Source organism: Amycolatopsis sp. lyj-90, from assembly GCF_046549035.1.
Taxonomy (GTDB): domain Bacteria; phylum Actinomycetota; class Actinomycetes; order Mycobacteriales; family Pseudonocardiaceae; genus Amycolatopsis.
Genome location: NZ_JAJPWP010000003.1, coordinates 601,629 through 621,041, shown reverse-complemented (window position 1 = coordinate 621,041; position 19,413 = coordinate 601,629). Strand labels below are relative to the sequence as shown.

Sequence of the window (19,413 nt, the reverse complement as noted above, 5' to 3'; positions counted from 1 at the left end):
CACTATGACCGCGCGACCCCACGCTCCACTGGACATAGTGTGCAGCGAAATCTTTGACCATTGCACATTTTGTCACGCGCTCGGATGCTTCATGGCATGACGCACACAGTGGAACCCCAGGGTGCTCTTGACGACGTGAGCTACGACCAGCTGCGTCAGCTCGTCGGCCTCGTCGACCACGACTCTTCGACCGATCCCTTCCCGGTGAAGTCGATGGACGCGGTGGTGTTCATCGCGGGCAACGCCACGCAGACCGCGTGGTTCTACCAAGTCGCGTTCGGGATGCGGCTCGTCGCGTACTCCGGCCCCGAAACCGGGAACTTCGAACGCAAGTCGTTCGTGCTGAAGTCCGGTTCGGCGCGCTTCGTGATCACCGGCGGCGTCAAGCCCGACTCCTCGCTGCTCGACCACCACCGCCGCCACGGCGACGGCGTCATCGACCTCGCGCTCGAGGTCGCCGACGTCGACCGCTGCATCGACCACGCCCGCACGCAGGGCGCCACCGTCCTCGAAGAGCCGCACGACGTCTCCGACGAGCACGGCACCGTGCGTATCGCCGCGATCGCGACCTACGGCGAGACCCGCCACACGCTGATCGACCGGTCGAAGTACACCGGCGTCTACCTGCCCGGCTACGAGCCGCGCGAGAGCAAGATCGTCCGCCCCGAGGGTGCGCCGAAGCGACTGTTCCAGGCCGTCGACCACTGTGTCGGCAACGTCGAACTCGGCAAGATGGACTACTGGGTCGACTGGTACCACCGCGTCATGGGCTTCGTGAACATGGCGGAGTTCGTCGGCGACGACATCGCGACCGAGTACTCGGCGCTGATGAGCAAGGTCGTCTCCAACGGCAACCACCGCGTCAAGTTCCCCCTCAACGAGCCGGCGATCGCGAAGAAGAAGTCGCAGATCGACGAGTACCTCGAGTTCTACGGCGGCGCGGGCTGCCAGCACATCGCGCTGGCCACCAACGACATCGTCGCGACGGTGAAGGCGATGCGCGCGGCGGGCGTCGAGTTCCTCGACACCCCGGACTCCTACTACGACGACCCCGAGCTGCGTGCGCGGATCGGCGAGGTCCGGGTGCCGATCGAGAAGCTCAAGGAGCACCGCATCCTGGTCGACCGCGACGAGGACGGCTACCTGCTGCAGATCTTCACCAAGCCGATCGGCGACCGCCCGACGGTGTTCTACGAGCTCATCGAGCGCCACGGCTCGCTCGGCTTCGGCAAGGGCAACTTCAAGGCCCTCTTCGAGGCCATCGAGCGTGAGCAGGAGCGCCGAGGCAATCTCTGACGGCGAGGCGCCATCAGCGCAGCGCCGAGGCAACCTCTGACCCCGGCAGTTCGCAGGGCGTGAAAGGGCTCTTCATCGCACTTTGTGTGGTGAAGGGCCCTTTCGCTGCGTGACGGGGCCGACTTTGTCGGCGCGGGGTGGTACACCGGACGGGAATTAAACTTCGAGCACTCCGGAACCGAAGGCTCCTTCGGACCGTCAGTGTGAAGACGTCAGCATGCAGCTTGTGGAAGGGTCCCGATGCCGGACAACGTCGACGCCAGCGAACAGATGGTGGACAACTGGACGAAGCAGATCCAGGAGACCGCCGCGCGCTACCAGGCGATGGCCGCCCGCATGCAGGGGCAGACCGTGACAGAGCGGTCGAAGGACAACACCATCGAGGTGACGATCGACTCGAAGGGCCTGCTCACGAACCTGGTCATCGCCGAAGCCGCGAGCGGCAAGCGGATGGCCGAGGTCTCGTCGCAGGTCATGCGGCTCGTGCAGCTCGCGCAGTCACGGATCCCGGAACTGCTGCAGGCGGCGATGGCCGAAACGGTCGGCACCACCGACGAGACGGCGAGCAGGGTGATCGCGGAGGCGCAGAGCACCTTCCCGGAAGCTCCGCCGGAGGAGGACCTCGCGCCGCCGGAACCCGAGCGGCACCACCGCTTCGGCCCGGAAGACGAGGAGCCCCCGCCGCCCGCGACGGGCACCCCGCCGCAGCCCAAGCCGATCCCGCGCCGCCGCCGCACGCAGGACGAAGACGACGACGATTTCGGCGGCAGCATTCTTTCTTAGTGTTCATCCGGCCTGGTAGAGGGGAGAAACCATGGCAGGCAAGGGTTACGAGCTCGGCGCCGACCTCGACGCGCACGCCAAGCAGGTCGACGGCATCGCCGACGGGCTGCGCACGGCGGTCGACGCCGCCCAGCAGGTGAGCATGCCGACCGACGCGTACGGCATCATCTGCCAGCCGTTCCGGATGATGCTCGACCCGGTCGAGGAGTTCGGCATCAACGCGCTGAACAAGGCCGTCGAAGCCGCGACAGCGGTGGCGAACAACGTGCGCTCGGCGTCGAACGCCTACCAGGCACAGGACGAGAACTTCGCGGCGGAATTCAAGAACGTGCAGGTGCCTGACTGATGCCCGAGGGGAACCCGCTCGTCGCGAAGGCGCCGACGGATGGCGACGGCCCGGGCCCGCTGACGGCCGGGAACAGCGAATACGGCTACGCGGCGGGCATCGGCGTCGCCGAGTCGGCCATGGACGCCTTCAACGGCATCTCGAACGGTGACTGGATCGGCGGCGGGCTCGGGGTACTGAGCCTCGCGGGCGAGCTCGCCAGCGCCGCGATCGACCCGTTCGGCTATCTGATGTCGTCGGTGGCGTCGTTCCTGATGGAACACATGCAGCCGTTGAAGGACATGCTGGACGCGGTGGCAGGCGACCCGCCGGTGATCCAGTCGTACTCCGAGACCTGGGGCAACGTCGCCAAGAAGCTGGAAGACACCCACGTCGAGTTCTCGAACACGGTCAAGAACGGCACCGCCGGCTGGACCGGCGAGGCCGCCGACCAGTACCGCAAGCAGGCCGCGGAACAGGCCGAGGCGATCAGCGGGGCGGCGACGGTCGCGGGTGGCATCAGCACCGTCGTGATGATCTTCGGCGAGATCGTCGCGTTCGTCCGCGAATTCATCCGCCAGCTGATCGCGGACGCGGTCGGCAAGCTCATCGCGTGGGTCATGGAGACGGTGTTCTCCCTCGGTTTCGGCACGCCCATCGTGGTCGCGCAGGCCGTCACCGCGATCGCCAAGTGGGCCGCGAAGATCGCCGACAAGCTCAAGGAACTGTGCGACGCGATGCGGCGGGTTTCGCCGCTGCTCGGCAAACTGGTCGACGTCTTCGAGAAGATCATCAAGATCTTCGGCAAGATCGCGGGCAAGGTCACCGGTCTAGACGCGCTCAATCCCAAGAACATCAAGGCGGGCGGCTTCGTCCAGCGCGGTGGCCGCGGCGGCGGCTCCGGCGGGCCCGACGGCGGAGGCACGGGATCCGGGGACGGCCCGGACGGCGACGGCTCCGGCAGCGGATCCGGCGACGGTTCCGACGGTTCCGGTTCCAACGGATCCGACGGCGACTCGGGTGGTTCGGGTGACTCCGGCCGTTCCGGTGACGGCTCGAGCGACTCCGGTTCTAGTGACTCCGGCTCAAGTGACTCCGGTTCTAGTGACTCAGGCTCGAACGGCGACTCACGCACCGGCGACACCCCGTCGAGCACCACCACCCGCGGTGGCGACGGCGGCGGCTCATCGTCCACAAGAGACGGTGGCGGCTCGCCCAGCCGCACCGGCGACGGCGACTCACCGTCCACTTCGGACGGAAACCTCGGCAGCACACCGGACGGCGGCGGCTCCCCCAGTGCCGCCCGCTCCGACGGCGGATCACCCGGCGATTCCGGCACTCCGAACCGCACGCCCGACAACGGTTCGCCGAGCCCGAACCGTGCGGACAGCGGCCCGGCGCCCCAGACACGCGCCGACAGCGGCGGCTCGCCGGGTCACGCACCCGACGGAGGGTCCCCGGCACCGCACACACGGGCGGACACCGGCGGTTCTCCCAGCCACGCACCCGACGCCCCGAACACCCGGGCCGACAGCGGCGGCGGCGCTCCCGCTCCCCACACCCGGGCCGACAGCGGAGGCTCGCCCAGCCACGCCCCGGACGGCGGATCTCCCACCCCGCACACGCGAGCGGACACCGGTGGCTCGCCCAGCCACGCACCCGAAAGCGGCTCTCCCGCACCGCACACCCGGGCCGACAGCGGAGGCTCGCCCAGCCACACCGGCGACGGTGGCGGCTCGCCCCGCGCGCACGGCGGTGACGGCGGCGGTTCGCCCACACCGCGTTCCGATCCCTCGCCCGGCCACCACGGCGGCAACGACGGCGGCAGCCCCACCCGGCCGACCGACAGCGGCACGACGACCAGCGGCACCGCGCCCACGGCACCGCGTGTCGGCGACGCGGGCCCGTCACACGTTCCTTCGCAGCGCGGCGGTACCAGTGGCGACGGTTCGCCCGGTGTCCCGCCGCAGGGTCAGCCGGTCGCCGGCGGCATGCCGCCCCAGGGCGCTCCGGGTGGCACGCCCGGCGGCACCCCGGGTTCGCCCGGCGGCAGGCCGCAGGGTGGCGGCTGGACGGGTACGCCCGGCTCGCCGCGCACGCCGGACACGCACACCCCGCGCGGTCCCGACACCCACACCGGCCCCAGCCGCGGTCCGGGCCAGACCGGTCCCGGCGGACGGCCGAACCAGCCGCATCAGCCGCAGCCGGTCGCCCGCGGCAACGACTTCGGCCCCGGGGCCCAGCCGCACACCGGTACGCCCGGCACACACGGCCCCGGCAACCGGCCGGGCGGCACGGGTCCTGGCAACTCCGGCCCCGGAGGCCGCGGTCCCGGTGGTCACTCCGGGCCGCCGCGTTCGCCGGACGGTCACGGCCCCGACGGGCACGGTCCGCGCCAGGACCCGAACGGCCACCCCGACGGTTCACCGCACGACCGGGGTCCCGACGCCGAGCCGGACCGCCCGCTGACGCCGGACGAGGTCAACCAGCGGCATTCCGAAGGCACCCCCGCGGGCAGCTCGTACCACCGCGGCGACGGCGACATGGGTGACCTGCCGCACCGGGTCCAGCCGGATCCGGACGGCCGCTACACCGTCGACGTGCACGTGACGCCGGACGGACACGCCCGCATCGGCAACCGCACGTACACCCCCGAAGAATTCGCGGACATCCTGCGGCGCAACGGGGATTACGACGGCCGCCCGATCAGGCTGATCGGCTGCGACGCCGGCTCGAACGATTTCGCGCGCCGTCTGTCGCGGGAACTCGACACCGAGGTGATGGCGCCGAGCAAGCCGGCGTGGACCGACGCGAACGGGCGGGTCTTCTCGTCCGATTACGAGATCGGGCCCGACGGCCGCACCCGGCCGAGGATCCCGCCGAACGGCGAATGGGACGTCCACAGCCCCGACGGCACCGCCCGCCGGGCGAGCGACGACGGCTTCACTCCGGACACCTCGCACGCGGACAAGCAGGACGTCGACGCCGAGAGCGCCCAGAGCCGCGGCGACGGCGACGACGCCGGTCACCCGCCGTACGACGACGTCCCCAAACCTCGGACGATCCGCCCGGACTCACCGGAGTTCGACGAACGGTTCGCCACCTGGAACCGAGGGGCCGACTCGGAGTTCGCCGGGCCGCGGGACCGGCCGGGCGGGCACGATCCGATCGACTCGCCCAAGACCATCGAAGACGTCAAGCCGCGTATCCGGAACAGTCAGCCGGATCCCGAAGGGGTTCCGCAGGCTCTGCGCGGTGAGAAGCCGCTGGCGATGAACGCCGAGTACAAGGTGGAGTACAAGAACGGTGCCAGCAGCCGGTTCTTCACCGACGACACCGGGAAGGTGACGCACGTCGAGACGACGCTGCCGACCTCGAAGCCCTTCCACAACCCCGACCTGCGCTACCCCCTGCAGCCCAATACGCAGTATCGCGTCCCCAACTTCCACGACCCGACAAAGCACTGGACCTTCGAAGTCGGTGACAACGGGAAGCCGAGCGCGATGACCGGCGACCCGGTCTTCAAGGGGAAACACGACGACTTCCGCGACAACACGTCGCAGACCAGGTCGGGCCAAGAAGGTAAGGCGGCCTACCAGAGTCACCCGGTGCACGGGAGCACGTACGCACACGTCGAATGGGCGGGCGGGCACTTCTCGGCGCATGAGATGGGTGGTCCCGGCGAGTACGTCAACATGCATCCCCAGATGGCCGCTTCCAACAGCGGTCACTACCGGGACAGCTGGATCCATGACGCGTCCTGGCGGGCGCAAGAGGCCGAACTGGGCAAGTTCGACGAGGTGCCCGGCCAGAAGGTCGAGAACTACCAGGTCAGGATGGAAGGCGAGAGCAACGGCATTCCGGAGAACGTGGTCATGCGCTGGCAAGAGGTCGTGTACGCCGTCGACGGTCAGGGGAATCTTCTCCCCGGACCGGTCGAGGTGTCGCGAGTGACCAGACAACGCGACTTCCCGAATGATCCTTCCAAGGTCAATTACGGCCCGGACACCCATTACGGAGCGACCCCATGACGGACGAGCTGACCACCGGTATCGCGTCCGCGCTGACGGAGGCCGCGCCGGACGGCTGGGCGAAGGTCAGCCTCACCGTGTCCGCGACCGTACTGGCCTACGACTACGCCACGGAAATCCGGCTGGCCGACGGGCGGAGCGGGGACATCGACCTGCCCGCCGAAGTACGGGGCGGGTTCCGCGAACTGCGGACCCGGATGTACGAACCAGGTCGCGGAACGTGGTTCTCGGCGAAAATCGTGCTGACGCCCGGGGTGGCACCCGAGTTCACGTTCAACTTCGACGAAGACCCGAAATGGTGGCCGCCGTTGCATCCGACCACCTTCACCCGCGACCTGGAAACGTTCCCGCGCGACGAGCGACACGTTCCGGCGTGGCTGCGGAATCTGGTCGCCCAGGGCACGCAACTGGAGCGGGAACGGGACACACCGGCGTGAACCGGCACCCGTGCCATGATGGGTCATCGCTATTCCAGCGGTGACCACGAGGAGGATTTACCGGATGGCTCAATGGCCTCAGCTCGACCCCATCGCGCAGAACGAGCTTCTCGGCGAGATCACCTTGTCGGTGGTCGGTGCTCTGCCGCCGGGCTGGCGTGAGGTGATGCTGGACTACCGGGTGGTCGGCAAGAACATCGACGTCGCGGTCGGCGTGCTCGACCCGAACGGCACCTACCAGGTGTGGGAACCGTCCGTCGAGACGTGGCGCATGTTCCAGCGGTTGCGCGGCGGCATGTACCAAGAAGGCGAAGGAACCTGGTTCTCGGCCAGGCTCGTCATCGAACCCCCGTCGCGGTTCCGCGTGCAGTACAACTGGCAGAACGAACCCGACTTCCAGCCGTACCCCGCACCGGACGAGTTCGCCCTGGAGCAGGAACGGTTCCCCCGAGGCGAGGCGTACATGCCGGACTGGTTCAAGCGTGGATTGGCCGCCTCCGGCGCCAAGACCGACTGAGGAAGACGATGACCCAGCCGCCGACGCCGGTGAACCAGCAGCAGCAACAGCAGCTCGTCTGGCAGATCGGTCATGCCCTCGCGACGCCGCTTCCGCCTGGCTGGCAGCAGATGCGGGTCGAGTACCGGGCGGCGGGCAGGCATGTCGAGGCCGACCTGCTCGTCACCGGGCAGGACGGTCTGCCACGGCCGGTGCAGCCGAGCCCGGAAGCCATGCAGTTGCTCGGAAACCTGCGCGCGGGGATGTACCAGCCCGGCCGCGGGACCTGGCTGAGCGCGATCCTGGTCTACGGCTCGGCGACGGTGCTCAGCACGGACTTCCTCCCGGACGTCGAGCCGCCGTGGCGGCAGGCGCCGCCCCTGATCGGCTTCCAGGACGAACTGCGGTTCTTCCCTCGCGCCGAACAGAACATCCCGAACTGGCTGCGGCAGCGTGCCGGACTCGAAGCCGCACCGCCGGCCGAGCAATTGGTCGCCACTCCGCCCGCCGAAGCCCCGGAGGCCCTGCGCTCGCCACGGGTCTACGACGGCCTCGACGAGTCGGGCCGTCCGGTGGTGAACCGCGAGCCGCTGTCCCCCGCCGAACGGGACCGTGTGCTGGAGTACCTCGACGGCGCGCCGGTCGTGCTGGCGTCGCGGACCTACGACGCCGACGCGTTCGAGCCCGACCGGGAACCGTTGGTACCGTTGAACTTCCGCACGGACGGCAGCTGGTACTGGCCGGGCGCGGTCGCCTACTACCTGCGCGAGCACGATGTGGCGCCCGATCCCGAACTGCTCACCCACATCCGGGCGTCGCGGTTCACTCTGCCGGAGGTCGGCGAGCCCGAACGCGAACTCGCGGTCGCCGCCATCACCGGCCAGCAGGCGTCCTGAAGCGCGGCGTTCTCACGGCGTGAGCGACCGGATCGCTGACCGGATGATGCCACCTGACGGATACGTCACGTGACAAGTTCACCATCCAGGTACTCTTGACGACGGCGGCGAAGGCGACCAGGGAGCGCGCATGACACGGGGGAACATCGGCAGGGCCCGGGCGACCCGTTCAGCCGGGCTGCTCCCGGTCGTGCTGGCCCTCACGTCGGCCGCCCTGCTGACCGGCGCCGCCGTCTACACGGTCGATCGCGCCGGTTGCGTGGACCCCGGCCAGTACATCCGGCACGACAACCACATCGAGCTCGTCGGTGGCTGCGTCGACGGCTCAGAACTGCCTGCCGCCCCTCAGGGCACTACGCACGAAGCGGACGCGAAGAGCGGTATCGCGCCCAGTAACTTCCGCCCGTAACCGGGCAATTCTCCCACCACACCGCGCTGACCAGCGCAAAGAGAGCAAGGGACCTTTGCTGTCACTTAGTTAGCGTGGGTACGCTAACGATAGCAAAGGTCCCTTGCTCCCACTCTGGGCTCGGCGGCGGTCAGCCCAGGGCCTTGGCCAGATCGGCGACCAGGTCGCTGCCGTCCTCGATGCCGACGGACAGGCGCAGCAGGTTGTCCGGCACCTCGAGGGTGGACCCGGCGGTGCTCGCGTGGGTCATCCGGCCGGGGTGCTCGATGAGCGATTCGATCCCGCCCAGCGACTCGGCGAGGATGAACAGCTTCGTCTTCGACGCGACGTCGAGCGCGGCCTGCTCGCCGTCGACGTGGGTGAACGAGATCATCCCGCCGAAGCGCCGCATCTGCTTCGAAGCGATCTCGTGGCCGGGGTGTTCCGGCAGGCCCGGGTAGTAGACGCGATCGACCTTCGGGTGCTTCAGCAGCATCCGGGCGATCAGCTCGGCGTTGTCGCTGTGCCGCTCCATCCGCAGCGCGAGCGTCTTGATCCCGCGCAGGGTCAGCCACGCGTCGAACGGGCCGGGCACCGCGCCCGCCGCGTTGCGCAGGTAGAACAGCTGCTCGCGCAGCTCGTCCTCGTTGGTCAGGATCGCGCCGCCGACGACGTCCGAGTGCCCGCCGAGGTACTTGGTCGTCGAGTGCAGGACGACATCGGCACCCAGCGAAAGCGGGTTCTGCAGGTACGGGGTGGCGAAGGTGTTGTCGACGACCAGGCGGGCGCCGGCGCCGTGCGCGACCTCGGCCAGCGCGGCGATGTCGGCGATCCCCAGCATCGGGTTGGTCGGCGACTCGCACCAGATCAGCTTCGTCTCCGGCCGGATCGCGGCGCGGACCTCGGCGATGTTCCCCAGGTCGGCGACCGTGTGCTCGACGCCCCACAGGCTGAGCACCTTGTCGATCAGCCGGAACGTGCCGCCGTACGCGTCGTTGCCGAGCACGAGGTGGTCGCCGGGCCGCAGGGTCGCCCGCAGCAGGACGTCACTCGCCGCCATCCCCGACGAGTAGGCCAGACCGTGCCGGGCGCCTTCGAGTGCCGCGAGCGCGACCTCCAGCGCGGTGCGCGTGGGGTTCGCGGTACGGGAGTATTCGTAGTCGCCTTCGCGCGTGCCGCCGACGCCGTCCTGCGCGTAGGTCGAGGTCTGATAGATCGGCACGATGACCGCGCCGGTCCGGGGATCAGGGGTCTGCCCGGCGTGGATCGCGCGTGTCTCGAAGCCCAGCAGAGAGTAGTCGTCGGCCATACCTCCCAGGGTACGACCACCGCCTCGAGATCCCATCGACTGGGATTGAACTCACCACTGTCCGGGTGGCGGGCCCTGCTGGTGCGGCGGCGGATAGCCGAGGTGAGACGGCTGCACGAACCCCGCGGGCTGCTTCTTGGCCGCCACCCAGCGCGCGGTCGGCGGGATCAGCGCCAGCACGAGGGTCGCGATCGCCGGGGCCAGGACCACGATGAGGAGCAGGCCGACGCCGAACTGCAGGGTCACCCCGCTGTAGGTGAAGTAGAAGCCCGCGCCGATCGCCCGGAGCACGAAGGCCAGGGCCACGAAACCGAGCGTCGCCCCGGCGCCGACGACGGTGAGCACTCGCCCGGCGCCTTTGCGCAGGAGCAGCAGGATGCCACCGCTCAAAAGCAGGGCCGCGGTGAGGAAGTCGAGTACCGCGCCGGCCACGAGGAACGAAATGGTGAAATGGGAGAGCTCGATGACGTGGAATGCGACGCCGGCAAGAAACCAGAGCCCGCCGAGAATCGCGAGGATCCCGGCGATGATCCCGGTGGCGCCGTTCGGTTGCCGCGCCATTCCCGGCGGCGGGTAGGCACCGGGTGGCGGATACCCGCCATGCGGCGGGTACTGCTGGTACGTCATCGCTCCCCCTGTCGAAATCCTCGCCTCATCCTGTCAGCCGGGCTACCAGCCCGGAAGGCGATCCTGTTTCCGCGGTTCTTCGTCATCACGCCGTTTTCCTTCCAGCCAATCCGAAGTCGGCCGGATCACCGACAGCACCACGGCGACGACGGCCATCGCGAACAGAAGGAACGCGGCGAACTCGCTCGTGACCAGAGGCTGCCCGTCCACCTCGGCGAAGAAATAGGCCCGGACCTCACCGTTCGCGAGAAGCGTGGCCAAGAGCGCCAGCACCGCCCCGATGACGACGAGGGTGCGGCCGAGGGTCCTTCTCAGAAGCAACAGGACACCGCCGACGAACAGGGTCACCGCCAGAAGCCCGTTCCAGGCCGCCCCGGCGAAATACCGCGGAGCCGGCTCCATGACCACGAGTTGCATGACGAAGGTGCCCGCTTCGGACAGGTAACGCATGCCGCACAAGAAAGCGAGGACGGCCGCGCCGATCGCGGTCGCCGAAGAGTGGTTCTGGCTCATGGAACTCCCCCAAGTCAGGCCGGACCACTCAGGGTCTCACCATCCACCTTGCCGGGGAACCTGATTCTGCGGCCGGTAGGGCTGGGCCGGGGAAGGGCGCCAGCGCAGATACTTCAGTGTCGGCGGGATGATCGCGAAGATCAGCGTGAACGGGACGACCGCGAACATGACCACGCGAGCGAAGGCGACGAACGTCTCGAACTCGAACTGCATGCGGAAGTACAGGCCGTAAGCCCCGTTGAAGGCCAACGGTTCCATCAGCACGGCGGTGATCACCATCAGCGAGCCGAGCGCCAGCAGGACGGCGCCCGCGACAGAACGGAAGAACGCCGACAGCGCGCCGACCAGAAGGAGCAACGCGGCCAGCAGGTACAGCCCCAACGCGGTGAGCACGAGACCGGGCAGGTCACCGATGCTGAACCCGGACGGCAGTTCGAGGAAGAAGTAGACCGGGAGGTACCCGGCGGCGCCCGCGGCGACGAGTCCCAGCAGTGCCGCGATGATCGCCGTCGCCCCACTCGGCCGGATCTGCGGTGCGTGAAAGCCGAAGCCTGCCGGTCCGGGCTGCGCGGGATATCCGTACGGACCGGTCACGTCGCCCCCATCAGCCGGGTGTGGGTTAACGGCGCTAACCCTAGCCCGGTGGACCAGGACACGGTCGGCGAATCCGGAGACCTTGTGAAAACAGAACACCCCCGGCCGAAAGACCGGAGGTGTTCTGCGCAAAACCGTTCAGTAGCGGCGAATCACCACTGCTGCGGCGGCTGACCGGGCTGCTGACCCGGCTGGCCGAAACCGCCACCGGGCTGACCCGGCTGCCCGGGCTGCTGCCCGAAACCACCGTGCTGCTGCGGAGGCTGGCCGTAGCCGCCCTGCGGCGGCTGACCAGGCTGGCCGAATCCGCCGCTGGGCGGACCGGACTGTCCGGGCTGCTGCCCGAAACCACCGTGCTGTCCCTGCTGCGGGAAACCACCCGAAGCCGGGCCGGGCTGACCGGGCTGGCCGTAGGGGCCGGGCTGCGGCTGTCCGTACGGGTTGGGCTGCCCCGGCTGGCCGAAGCCGCCCTGCGGCGGGCCGCCGAAACCACCGGGCTGGCCGCTCTGCGGCGCGCCGAGCACCGAGCCGCCGCCACCGAGACCGACGAACTGCGCGGTCGGCGGGATCAGGCCCAGCACTCCGACGATCAGGATCAGGATGCCGAAGATCAGGTGTGGCAGGCCGATCCCGATGCTGACCTCGTTCGGGACGCCGTCACCGGACGCGGTCGTGGCGCCCAGGAGCAGGATGCCGAAGAGGAGCAGCAGAGCACCGCCCGCGGTGACCGCGATCGGGACGATCTTCTTGATCGAAGCCGGGAGCTTGCTCGCCAGCGCGAGACCGGCACCGGCCGCCGTCGCGATGATCGAAGCGACCAGCAGCAGGATCACGTAAAGCCAGACGGTGCCGGGCGACGCCAAGCCGAACTGGTCGAGAAGCTTGTTCACCGCCTCCTCACCGAGCTTGGAGGACTGGCTGTCGACGCCTTCGGAGAACTCGCTCGCGTCGCCGAAGTAGACGAAGCTGAAGATCAGCGCGAGAAGACCGAGGAGGCCGACGAGGCCACCGGCGATGAACCCGAACAGCGGGTTACCGCCTCCGCCACCGGTGGGAGCGGGGCTGTAGCCCTGCGGCGGTCCGCCGAAACCGGGCTGCTGGCCGAATCCGCCCTGGGGCGGTCCGCCGAAGCCCTGCTGCGGCTGGCCGTAACCGGGCTGCTGCTGTCCCTGCGACGGGTCGAACCCGCCCTGCGGGGGTCCGCCGAAGCCTTGCTGCTGACCGAAACCGCCACCCTGGGCGCCATAGGCACCCGCGGCGGGGTTGTCGGCCGCGCTCGGCGGCGGGGCGTACGGGATGGCGGGCGGCTGCGAACCCGGCGGCACGAGCTGGGTGGACTCACTGGCGGGGGTCTCCCCGCCAGGGCTCACCGGCTGCACGACCTGGGTCGCGTTCGCGTCGCCCGAACCCGGCTGGACCGGCTGCACGACCTGTGTGGGCTCCGGCGTGTCGCCGAACCCGCCACCCTGGGGCTGCTCGTACGAGGGCTGCTGCCCGTACTGCGGTTGCCCGTAGTCGGGCTGGGCAGGCTGTCCGGGCTGCACCACCTGGGTCGGTTCCGGGGAACCGAACGGGTTGTCTTGCTGCGGCTGGGGGCCACTCGGGGGTCCTTGCGGTGGCTGGGCGCCACCCCAAGGCTGATTCGGTGGCTGCGGAGCACTCATTTGGGTCTTGAACCCCCTTGACGAGGACATAAAAGTTCAACTCACCCAACACGCTATCGGATAGCCGGGTGGGCCGCTCGTAACGCCCCGGCCCGACCATCCGATGAAATGCCTCTTTACCGTCCCGCGAGAAACGCGAGCAGGTCGTGCCGGGTGACGACGCCGGCCGGCTTGCCGTCCACCAGCACCAGCGCACCGTCGGCGCCCGAGAGCGCGTTCATCGCCGAACTCACCTGTTCACCGGCGCCGATGGTCGGCAACGGCGCCGACATGTGCTGCTCGAGCCTGTCGGCCAGCTGCGCCTTGCCGGTGAAGAGGGCTTCGAGCAGATCGCGTTCGTTGACCGCGCCGACGACCTCGGCCGCCATGACCGGCGGTTCCGCGCTGACCACGGGCATCTGGCTGACGCCGAACTCGGCGAGGATCGCCACCGCCTCGGCGACCGTTTCGTTCGGGTGGCTGTGCACCAGGCTGGGCAGCGAGCCGCTCTTCTTCATCAGGACGTCGCCGACGGTCGCGCCGCTGGAGTCCGGCGGCAGGAAGCCGTAGGAGGACATCCAGCTGTCGTTGAACACCTTGGTGAGGTAGCCGCGGCCGCCGTCGGGGAGGAGCACGACCACGACGTCGTCCGGGCCGAGGCCCTCGGCGAGCTTGAGCGCGGCGGCGACGGCCATCCCGCACGAGCCGCCGACGAGCAGGCCCTCTTCGAGCGCGAGACGACGGGTGATGTCGAAGGAGTGCGCGTCCGAGATCGGGATGATCTGGTCGGCGACGTTCCGGTCGTAGGTCTCCGGCCAGAAGTCCTCGCCGACGCCCTCGACCAGGTACGGCCGTCCGGAACCGCCGGAGTACACCGAGCCTTCGGGGTCCGCGCCGATGACCTGGACACGGCCGTCGCTGACCTCCTTGAGGTACTTGCCGGTGCCCGAGATCGTGCCGCCCGTGCCGACGCCCGCGACGAAGTGCGTGATCTTGCCCTCGGTCTGTCGCCAGAGCTCCGGGCCGGTCGAGTGGTAGTGGCTGGCGGGGTTCTCCGGGTTGGCGTACTGGTTCGGCTTCCAGGCGCCCTCGATCTCACGCACGAGACGGTCGGAGACGTTGTAATAGGAGTCCGGATGTTCCGGCGCGACCGCGGTCGGGCAGACCACGACGCGGGCGCCGTAGGCCTTGAGCACGTTGCGCTTGTCCTCGCTGACCTTGTCCGGGCAGACGAACACGCACTTGTACCCCTTGCGCTGCGCCACCATGGCCAGCCCGACGCCGGTGTTGCCGGACGTCGGCTCGACGATGGTGCCGCCGGGCTTCAGCTCGCCGGAACGCTCCGCGGCTTCGATCATCCGCAGCGCGATGCGGTCCTTGACGCTGCCGCCGGGGTTGACGTACTCGACCTTGGCCAGGATGAGCGGTTGCAGCCCCTCGGCCAGTGCGTTCAGCTTGACCAGAGGGGTGTTGCCCACGAGGTCCACGATGTGCTCGACGTAATCCACGCTGACAGCCTAAACGCCGCAGGTCGGGATGTGTCCACTCAACTCCGGCGGCATCACCGCGTCACCGGGTGGTGTGGCGTGGATCGCGTTCGCCTTTGACCCGCACCTCCAACCGGTGAAGGATGCGAGGTGAGCAACCGCTTAGCGCGTGTCTGGATCGGAAACAAGGGAGTGTCGTTCCATGCCCGAAGCCGTCATCGTCTCCACCGCCCGATCCCCGATCGGCCGCGCCGGCAAGGGATCGCTGGTGAGCATCCGCCCGGACGACCTCACCGCGCAGATGGTCCGCGCCGCGCTCGACAAGGTCCCCGAACTCGACCCGGCACAGATCGAAGACCTCATGCTGGGCTGTGGTCTCCCCGGTGGCGAGCAGGGCTTCAACATGGGCCGCACGGTCGCGGTCGAACTCGGCTACGACCACCTGCCAGGTTGCACGGTCACGCGGTACTGCTCCTCCAGCCTCCAGACGACCCGCATGGCGCTGCACGCGATCAAGGCGGGCGAAGGCGACGTCTTCATCTCCGCCGGTGTCGAGACCGTTTCGCGCTTCGCCAACGGCAGCTCGGATTCCTGGCCGAACACGCACAACCCGCTGTTCGCCGACGCCGAGGCCCGCACCGCGCAGGTGGCCTCCGAAGGTGCCGACAGCTGGAGCGACCCGCGCGAGAACGGTGTCCTCCCGGACGTCTACATCGCGATGGGCCAGACCGCCGAGAACCTCGCGCGCCTGAAGAACGTTTCGCGCGAGGAGATGGACGAGTTCGGTGTCCGTTCGCAGAACCTCGCCGAGAAGGCCATCGCGGACGGGTTCTGGGCCAAGGACATCACCCCGGTGACCCTGCCGGACGGCACCGTGATCTCGAAGGACGACGGCCCGCGCGCCGGCGTCACCCTCGAAGGTGTTTCCGGCCTCAAGCCGGTCTTCCGCCCCGACGGCCGGATCACCGCGGGCAACTGCTGCGCGCTCAACGACGGCGCCGCCGCGGTGATCATCATGTCCGACACCAAGGCGAAGGAACTCGGCCTCACGCCGCTCGCCCGCGTCGTCTCGACCGGCGTTTCGGGGCTGTCGCCGGAGATCATGGGCTACGGCCCGGTCGAGGCGTCGAAGCGTGCACTCGCCCGCGCCGGGATGTCGGCCGGCGACATCGACCTCGTGGAGATCAACGAAGCGTTCGCCGCACAGGTCATCCCGTCGTACAAGGACCTCGGGATCGACCTGGACAAGCTGAACGTCAACGGCGGCGCGATCGCCGTCGGCCACCCGTTCGGCATGACCGGCGCGCGGATCACCTCGACGCTGATCAACTCGCTGCAGCACCACGACAAGCAGTTCGGCCTCGAGACGATGTGCGTCGGCGGCGGCCAGGGCATGGCGATGGTGCTGGAACGCTTGTCTTGATCTAAAGGAAAGCAAGGGACCTTTGCTCACGTTCGTTAGCACGCTAACTGACGTGAGCAAAGGTCCCTTGCTTCCTTCCAGGCCCTAGTGGGTCATGATCGGCGGGGCCGCGGGGACCTCGCCGTCGACTCCCTCGGGCAGCGCGGGCTTGGTCTTCGGCAGGAACGCCGCCGGGATCAGGCACAGCGCGAGCAGGATCATCGACCACAGGAACGTCGTCGAGAACGCGTCCGCGGCCAGCCCCGAAGCCACCTCGTGGGTCGCCGGGTTGAACACCGCCGCCGTCGCCGCCAGCTGTCCCTGCGCCGTCGGCACACCGAACTTCCCGGCCAGCAGCGCCGCCAGGATGATCGACAGCACCGCCGCGCCGATCGCGCCCGCGGTCTGCTGCACGATGTTCGTCGCCGTCGACGCCTTCGCCATGTCCTGCGACTTGAGCGTCTGCAACGCGGCCGAGGTGATCGGCATCATCGTCGCGCCCATGCCGAGCCCCATCACGAACAGCGCCGAGAGCAGCAGCCAGTACGGCGTCGTCGCGGTGAGCTGGGTGAAGGCGATCAGCCCGGCGAGCATCAGCACGAGACCGGGCAGCACGATCTTCCGCGCGCCGATCTTGTCCGCGAACCGGCCCGCGATCGGCATGGTCAGCATCGCGCCGAAACCCTGCGGGGCGAGCAGCAGACCGGCGTTCATCGCCGATTCACCGCGCGCCAGCACGAAATACGTCGGCAGGAGCAGCATCGCGCCGAAGAACGCGACGCAGAAGAACGTCATCGTCACCATCGCGACGGAGAACGACCGGTTCTTGAACAGTTTCAGGTCGACCAGCGGGTTCGTGACCCGGTTCGCCCGGAACACGAACGCCACCAGCAGCCCGACCCCGGCCAGCGCGGGCAGCCAGACGTCCACCGCGCCGACACCGCCCGCCGCCGGGATGTTCGAAACGCCGAAGATCAGCGCCGCCAGGCCCGGAGACACCATCAGCATGCCGACGAAGTCGAAGCGCTCGCTGGGTTCCGGCCGGTCCTTCGGCAGCAGGCGCCAGGCCAGCGCCATGGTGATCAGGCCGATCGGCAGGTTGATGTAGAAGATCCAGCGCCAGCTCACCGCGTCGACCAGCCAGCCGCCGAGGATCGGGCCGCCGATCGGGCCGAGCAGCATCGGCACGCCGAGCACGCCCATCACGCGACCGATCCGGTGCGGTCCGGCGGCCCTGGTCAGGATCGTCATGCCGGCGGGCATCAGCATGCCGCCGCCGAAGCCCTGCAGGACCCGGAAGACGATCAGCGATTCGACGTCCCACGCCATGCCGGCGAGCATCGACCCGATCAGGAACAGCCCGATCGCGGTCATGTAGAGCCGCTTCGTGCCGAACCGGTCCGAAGCCCAGCCGGTGATCGGGATGACCGTGGCCAGCGCCAGCATGTAGCCGGTCGCGATCCACTGGATGGTGTCGAACGAGGTCTGGAACTCGATGGTCAGTTTCTGGAGCGCGACGTTGACGACCGTCGTGTCGAGGATCGCCATGATCGCGCCAAGGATGACGACGACGGCGACCTTGAGCACGCCCGCGTCGAGTTTGTCGCCGCCCGGCGCGGCCGGACTTTGCGTTGACATGAAAAACCCGTCCCTGATACTCAGTGTTTCCCTCGGACGCGACAACCCCCGTGGTCGCGACTACGGAATTTGACGCCCGACGTCATCGCCAGGCCTTCCCCGACCGAGCTTGTGCATTAAGGCGCAAGCTCGGGTATGTAGCCGAGGGTAGCCGAACGCGGGTTTTACATGCCAACTTTTTCCCCGTACGCGGACCGAAAGGGCAGGACCGCGTACGAGGTGTCACAAAGAGTGATCAGCAGACGCTGTCCTTGGGAGCCGGGTTGCCGAGCCCGAACAGCGGTCGCAGCTTGAGCCCGATCCAGGTGCCACCGAGCGCGAAGACGCCCCACAGCCAGCCGTGCAGGCTGCCGACCGAGATCCCGCCGAGGTAGGCGCCGATGTTGCAGCCGCCCGCCATCCGCGCGCCGACACCCATCAGGATGCCGCCGAGCACCGCGGCCACGGCGGTGCGCCACGGGATCGAGCTGTGGATCTTCCACGCGCCCGCCGCCGCGGCGGCGACCCCGGCGCCGATCATGATGCCGATGTCGGTGAGGCTGTTCTTGTCCTTCCAGATCGGACCCGCCAGCGAAGCCGCGTTCGCCTTGATCCGCCAGAACTCCCAGGTCTCCGGGTGCAGCCCGAACACCTGCAGGATCTTGGCGCCCCACAGGCTGAACGCGCTCGTGACGCCCCAGATTCCGCCGGAGACCAGGAAGACCGCGCCCGCCAGCACGCCGAGGACGACGGCGCCGACGAGGATCGGCCAGGAACCGCGGTAGATCCGGGCGAAGCCGCGCGCGGTCGGGACGACGTCGACCGGCGGCGGGTTGCGGCGCTTCTGCACGAACCGGGTGCCCAGCACGATCGCGGCGAGGACGGCGATGGTGATCGCCCACGAACCGAACCAGCCGACGTGGTCGGACAGCAGGATCCCCTTGAACTCGGGCCAGCCCGACAGCAGCGGATACGCCCACGTGTAGAGGACCGAGCCGGTGATGAACCCGCCGAGGGTCAGCACGATCGTCGACTGCCCGGAACCGACCGCGAACAGGGTTCCGGAAGCGCACGCGCCGCCCAGCTGCATCCCGATGGCGAAAACCGTCGCGCCGACGAACAACGCGAGCCCCAGCCCGCCCGCGGTCGGATTCGGTTTGCTGCCGAACAGCCCGGAGCCGGTGCCGACGATCAGCGCGATGAGGGTCGCGGCGGTGCCGAGCAGCAGCGTGTGCGCCCGCAGGCCTTGGCCGTTGCCGACCGCGATCAGCTGGCGCCAGGCCGAGGTGAAACCGAAACGGGAGTGGAAGAGCGCGAGCCCGAGCAGCAGGCCGAGGATGAGCAGGACCCCGAACTTCGCCCCGTGCGCCGCCCAGACGTACCAGGTCAGGCCGACCGCGAGGACACCCGCGACAGCCAGCGGCACGATCTTGACCGGCTCCTCCGGTCGCGGGACCGGGGCGGCGCAGGAGGTCGGGAAGTCGAGGAACTTCTTCTCACCGGCTTGGGTTTCTGTCGTCGCCACCAGGACTCCAGGTCGATCGGCGGGTTGGGGACGAGCAACGTTAG

At 68.8% G+C, this 19,413-nt stretch carries 17 protein-coding genes; 9 read left to right on the top strand and 8 right to left on the bottom strand.

Going from position 1 to position 19,413, the window contains the following annotated elements; translation table 11 throughout:
* The first annotated feature begins 96 nt into the window (after nt 1–96).
* The 8 genes from hppD (at nt 97) to ACLJPX_RS14440 (ending at nt 8,673) form a co-directional block, all read left to right on the top strand.
* The gene (gene hppD, locus ACLJPX_RS14475; RefSeq protein WP_410600530.1) at nt 97–1,296 is read left to right on the top strand and encodes a 4-hydroxyphenylpyruvate dioxygenase; all 1,200 of its coding nucleotides are present in this window, start codon (nt 97–99) and stop codon (nt 1,294–1,296) included.
* Between the two features lie 240 nt (nt 1,297–1,536).
* Nucleotides 1,537–2,079, top strand: coding sequence for a YbaB/EbfC family nucleoid-associated protein (locus ACLJPX_RS14470; protein ID WP_410600529.1), 543 nt, complete (start codon nt 1,537–1,539; stop codon nt 2,077–2,079).
* 31 nt (nt 2,080–2,110) lie between these two features.
* Nucleotides 2,111–2,425, top strand: a complete 315-nt coding sequence (locus tag ACLJPX_RS14465; RefSeq protein ID WP_101610527.1) for a type VII secretion target — start codon at nt 2,111–2,113, stop codon at nt 2,423–2,425.
* The gene (locus ACLJPX_RS14460) at nt 2,425–6,435 is read left to right on the top strand and encodes a hypothetical protein (RefSeq protein WP_410600528.1); all 4,011 of its coding nucleotides are present in this window, start codon (nt 2,425–2,427) and stop codon (nt 6,433–6,435) included. Before ACLJPX_RS14465 ends, ACLJPX_RS14460 begins: the two co-directional genes overlap by 1 nt.
* Nucleotides 6,432–6,872 (top strand): hypothetical protein, encoded by a 441-nt coding sequence (locus ACLJPX_RS14455; RefSeq protein WP_410600527.1) that lies wholly within the window; start codon nt 6,432–6,434, stop codon nt 6,870–6,872. Before ACLJPX_RS14460 ends, ACLJPX_RS14455 begins: the two co-directional genes overlap by 4 nt.
* A 64-nt stretch (nt 6,873–6,936) precedes the next feature.
* The gene (locus ACLJPX_RS14450; RefSeq protein WP_410600526.1) at nt 6,937–7,389 is read left to right on the top strand and encodes a hypothetical protein; all 453 of its coding nucleotides are present in this window, start codon (nt 6,937–6,939) and stop codon (nt 7,387–7,389) included.
* 8 nt (nt 7,390–7,397) lie between these two features.
* Nucleotides 7,398–8,264, top strand: coding sequence for a ferredoxin (locus tag ACLJPX_RS14445; protein WP_410600525.1), 867 nt, complete (start codon nt 7,398–7,400; stop codon nt 8,262–8,264).
* Between the two features lie 130 nt (nt 8,265–8,394).
* Complete coding sequence (locus ACLJPX_RS14440; RefSeq protein ID WP_410600524.1) at nt 8,395–8,673, top strand: hypothetical protein; 279 nt, start codon at nt 8,395–8,397, stop codon at nt 8,671–8,673.
* A gap of 130 nt (nt 8,674–8,803) precedes the next feature.
* Here ACLJPX_RS14440 and ACLJPX_RS14435 read toward each other — a convergent pair whose 3' ends face one another.
* The 6 genes from ACLJPX_RS14435 to ACLJPX_RS14410 all read right to left on the bottom strand — a co-directional run bounded on the left by ACLJPX_RS14435 (nt 8,804) and on the right by ACLJPX_RS14410 (nt 14,846).
* Nucleotides 8,804–9,961: a cystathionine gamma-synthase gene (locus tag ACLJPX_RS14435; protein ID WP_101610532.1), complete on the bottom strand. Its 1,158-nt coding sequence runs from the start codon at nt 9,959–9,961 to the stop codon at nt 8,804–8,806.
* A gap of 51 nt (nt 9,962–10,012) precedes the next feature.
* The gene (locus tag ACLJPX_RS14430; protein WP_410600523.1) at nt 10,013–10,588 is read right to left on the bottom strand and encodes a hypothetical protein; all 576 of its coding nucleotides are present in this window, start codon (nt 10,586–10,588) and stop codon (nt 10,013–10,015) included.
* A 42-nt stretch (nt 10,589–10,630) separates the two neighbouring features.
* The gene (locus ACLJPX_RS14425; protein WP_410600522.1) at nt 10,631–11,101 is read right to left on the bottom strand and encodes a hypothetical protein; all 471 of its coding nucleotides are present in this window, start codon (nt 11,099–11,101) and stop codon (nt 10,631–10,633) included.
* A 36-nt stretch (nt 11,102–11,137) separates the two neighbouring features.
* Entirely contained in the window at nt 11,138–11,695 is a 558-nt protein-coding gene (locus tag ACLJPX_RS14420) for a hypothetical protein (RefSeq protein WP_410600521.1), read from the bottom strand.
* Between the two features lie 152 nt (nt 11,696–11,847).
* Nucleotides 11,848–13,242, bottom strand: coding sequence for a hypothetical protein (locus tag ACLJPX_RS14415; RefSeq protein WP_410600520.1), 1,395 nt, complete (start codon nt 13,240–13,242; stop codon nt 11,848–11,850).
* Nucleotides 13,243–13,475: 233 nt separating this feature from the next.
* Nucleotides 13,476–14,846, bottom strand: a complete 1,371-nt coding sequence (locus ACLJPX_RS14410; RefSeq protein ID WP_410600519.1) for a cystathionine beta-synthase — start codon at nt 14,844–14,846, stop codon at nt 13,476–13,478.
* A gap of 181 nt (nt 14,847–15,027) precedes the next feature.
* On the opposite strand from ACLJPX_RS14410, the gene ACLJPX_RS14405 reads away from it, so the two are divergent.
* A complete protein-coding gene (locus ACLJPX_RS14405) occupies nt 15,028–16,248 on the top strand; it encodes an acetyl-CoA C-acetyltransferase (protein WP_101610537.1) in 1,221 nt (406 codons plus the stop codon).
* Nucleotides 16,249–16,332: 84 nt separating this feature from the next.
* Here ACLJPX_RS14405 and ACLJPX_RS14400 read toward each other — a convergent pair whose 3' ends face one another.
* Together ACLJPX_RS14400 and ACLJPX_RS14395 are read right to left on the bottom strand one after the other, a co-directional pair.
* The gene (locus ACLJPX_RS14400; RefSeq protein ID WP_410600518.1) at nt 16,333–17,865 is read right to left on the bottom strand and encodes a DHA2 family efflux MFS transporter permease subunit; all 1,533 of its coding nucleotides are present in this window, start codon (nt 17,863–17,865) and stop codon (nt 16,333–16,335) included.
* 235 nt (nt 17,866–18,100) lie between these two features.
* Entirely contained in the window at nt 18,101–19,369 is a 1,269-nt protein-coding gene (locus ACLJPX_RS14395; protein ID WP_410600517.1) for a YeeE/YedE family protein, read from the bottom strand.
* Nucleotides 19,370–19,413: the final 44 nt, after the last annotated feature.

Excerpts from the sequence above, each read along its gene's own strand:
- hppD (WP_410600530.1), top strand. The coding sequence starts at position 97 with ATGACGCACACAGTGGAACCCCAGGGTGCTCTTGACGACGTGAGCTAC.
- ACLJPX_RS14470 (WP_410600529.1), top strand. The coding sequence starts at position 1,537 with ATGCCGGACAACGTCGACGCCAGCGAACAGATGGTGGACAACTGGACG.
- ACLJPX_RS14465 (WP_101610527.1), top strand. The coding sequence starts at position 2,111 with ATGGCAGGCAAGGGTTACGAGCTCGGCGCCGACCTCGACGCGCACGCC.
- ACLJPX_RS14460 (WP_410600528.1), top strand. The coding sequence starts at position 2,425 with ATGCCCGAGGGGAACCCGCTCGTCGCGAAGGCGCCGACGGATGGCGAC.
- ACLJPX_RS14455 (WP_410600527.1), top strand. The coding sequence starts at position 6,432 with ATGACGGACGAGCTGACCACCGGTATCGCGTCCGCGCTGACGGAGGCC.
- ACLJPX_RS14450 (WP_410600526.1), top strand. The coding sequence starts at position 6,937 with ATGGCTCAATGGCCTCAGCTCGACCCCATCGCGCAGAACGAGCTTCTC.
- ACLJPX_RS14445 (WP_410600525.1), top strand. The coding sequence starts at position 7,398 with ATGACCCAGCCGCCGACGCCGGTGAACCAGCAGCAGCAACAGCAGCTC.
- ACLJPX_RS14440 (WP_410600524.1), top strand. The coding sequence starts at position 8,395 with ATGACACGGGGGAACATCGGCAGGGCCCGGGCGACCCGTTCAGCCGGG.
- ACLJPX_RS14435 (WP_101610532.1), bottom strand. The coding sequence starts at position 9,961 with ATGGCCGACGACTACTCTCTGCTGGGCTTCGAGACACGCGCGATCCAC.
- ACLJPX_RS14430 (WP_410600523.1), bottom strand. The coding sequence starts at position 10,588 with ATGACGTACCAGCAGTACCCGCCGCATGGCGGGTATCCGCCACCCGGT.
- ACLJPX_RS14425 (WP_410600522.1), bottom strand. The coding sequence starts at position 11,101 with ATGAGCCAGAACCACTCTTCGGCGACCGCGATCGGCGCGGCCGTCCTC.
- ACLJPX_RS14405 (WP_101610537.1), top strand. The coding sequence starts at position 15,028 with ATGCCCGAAGCCGTCATCGTCTCCACCGCCCGATCCCCGATCGGCCGC.
- ACLJPX_RS14400 (WP_410600518.1), bottom strand. The coding sequence starts at position 17,865 with ATGTCAACGCAAAGTCCGGCCGCGCCGGGCGGCGACAAACTCGACGCG.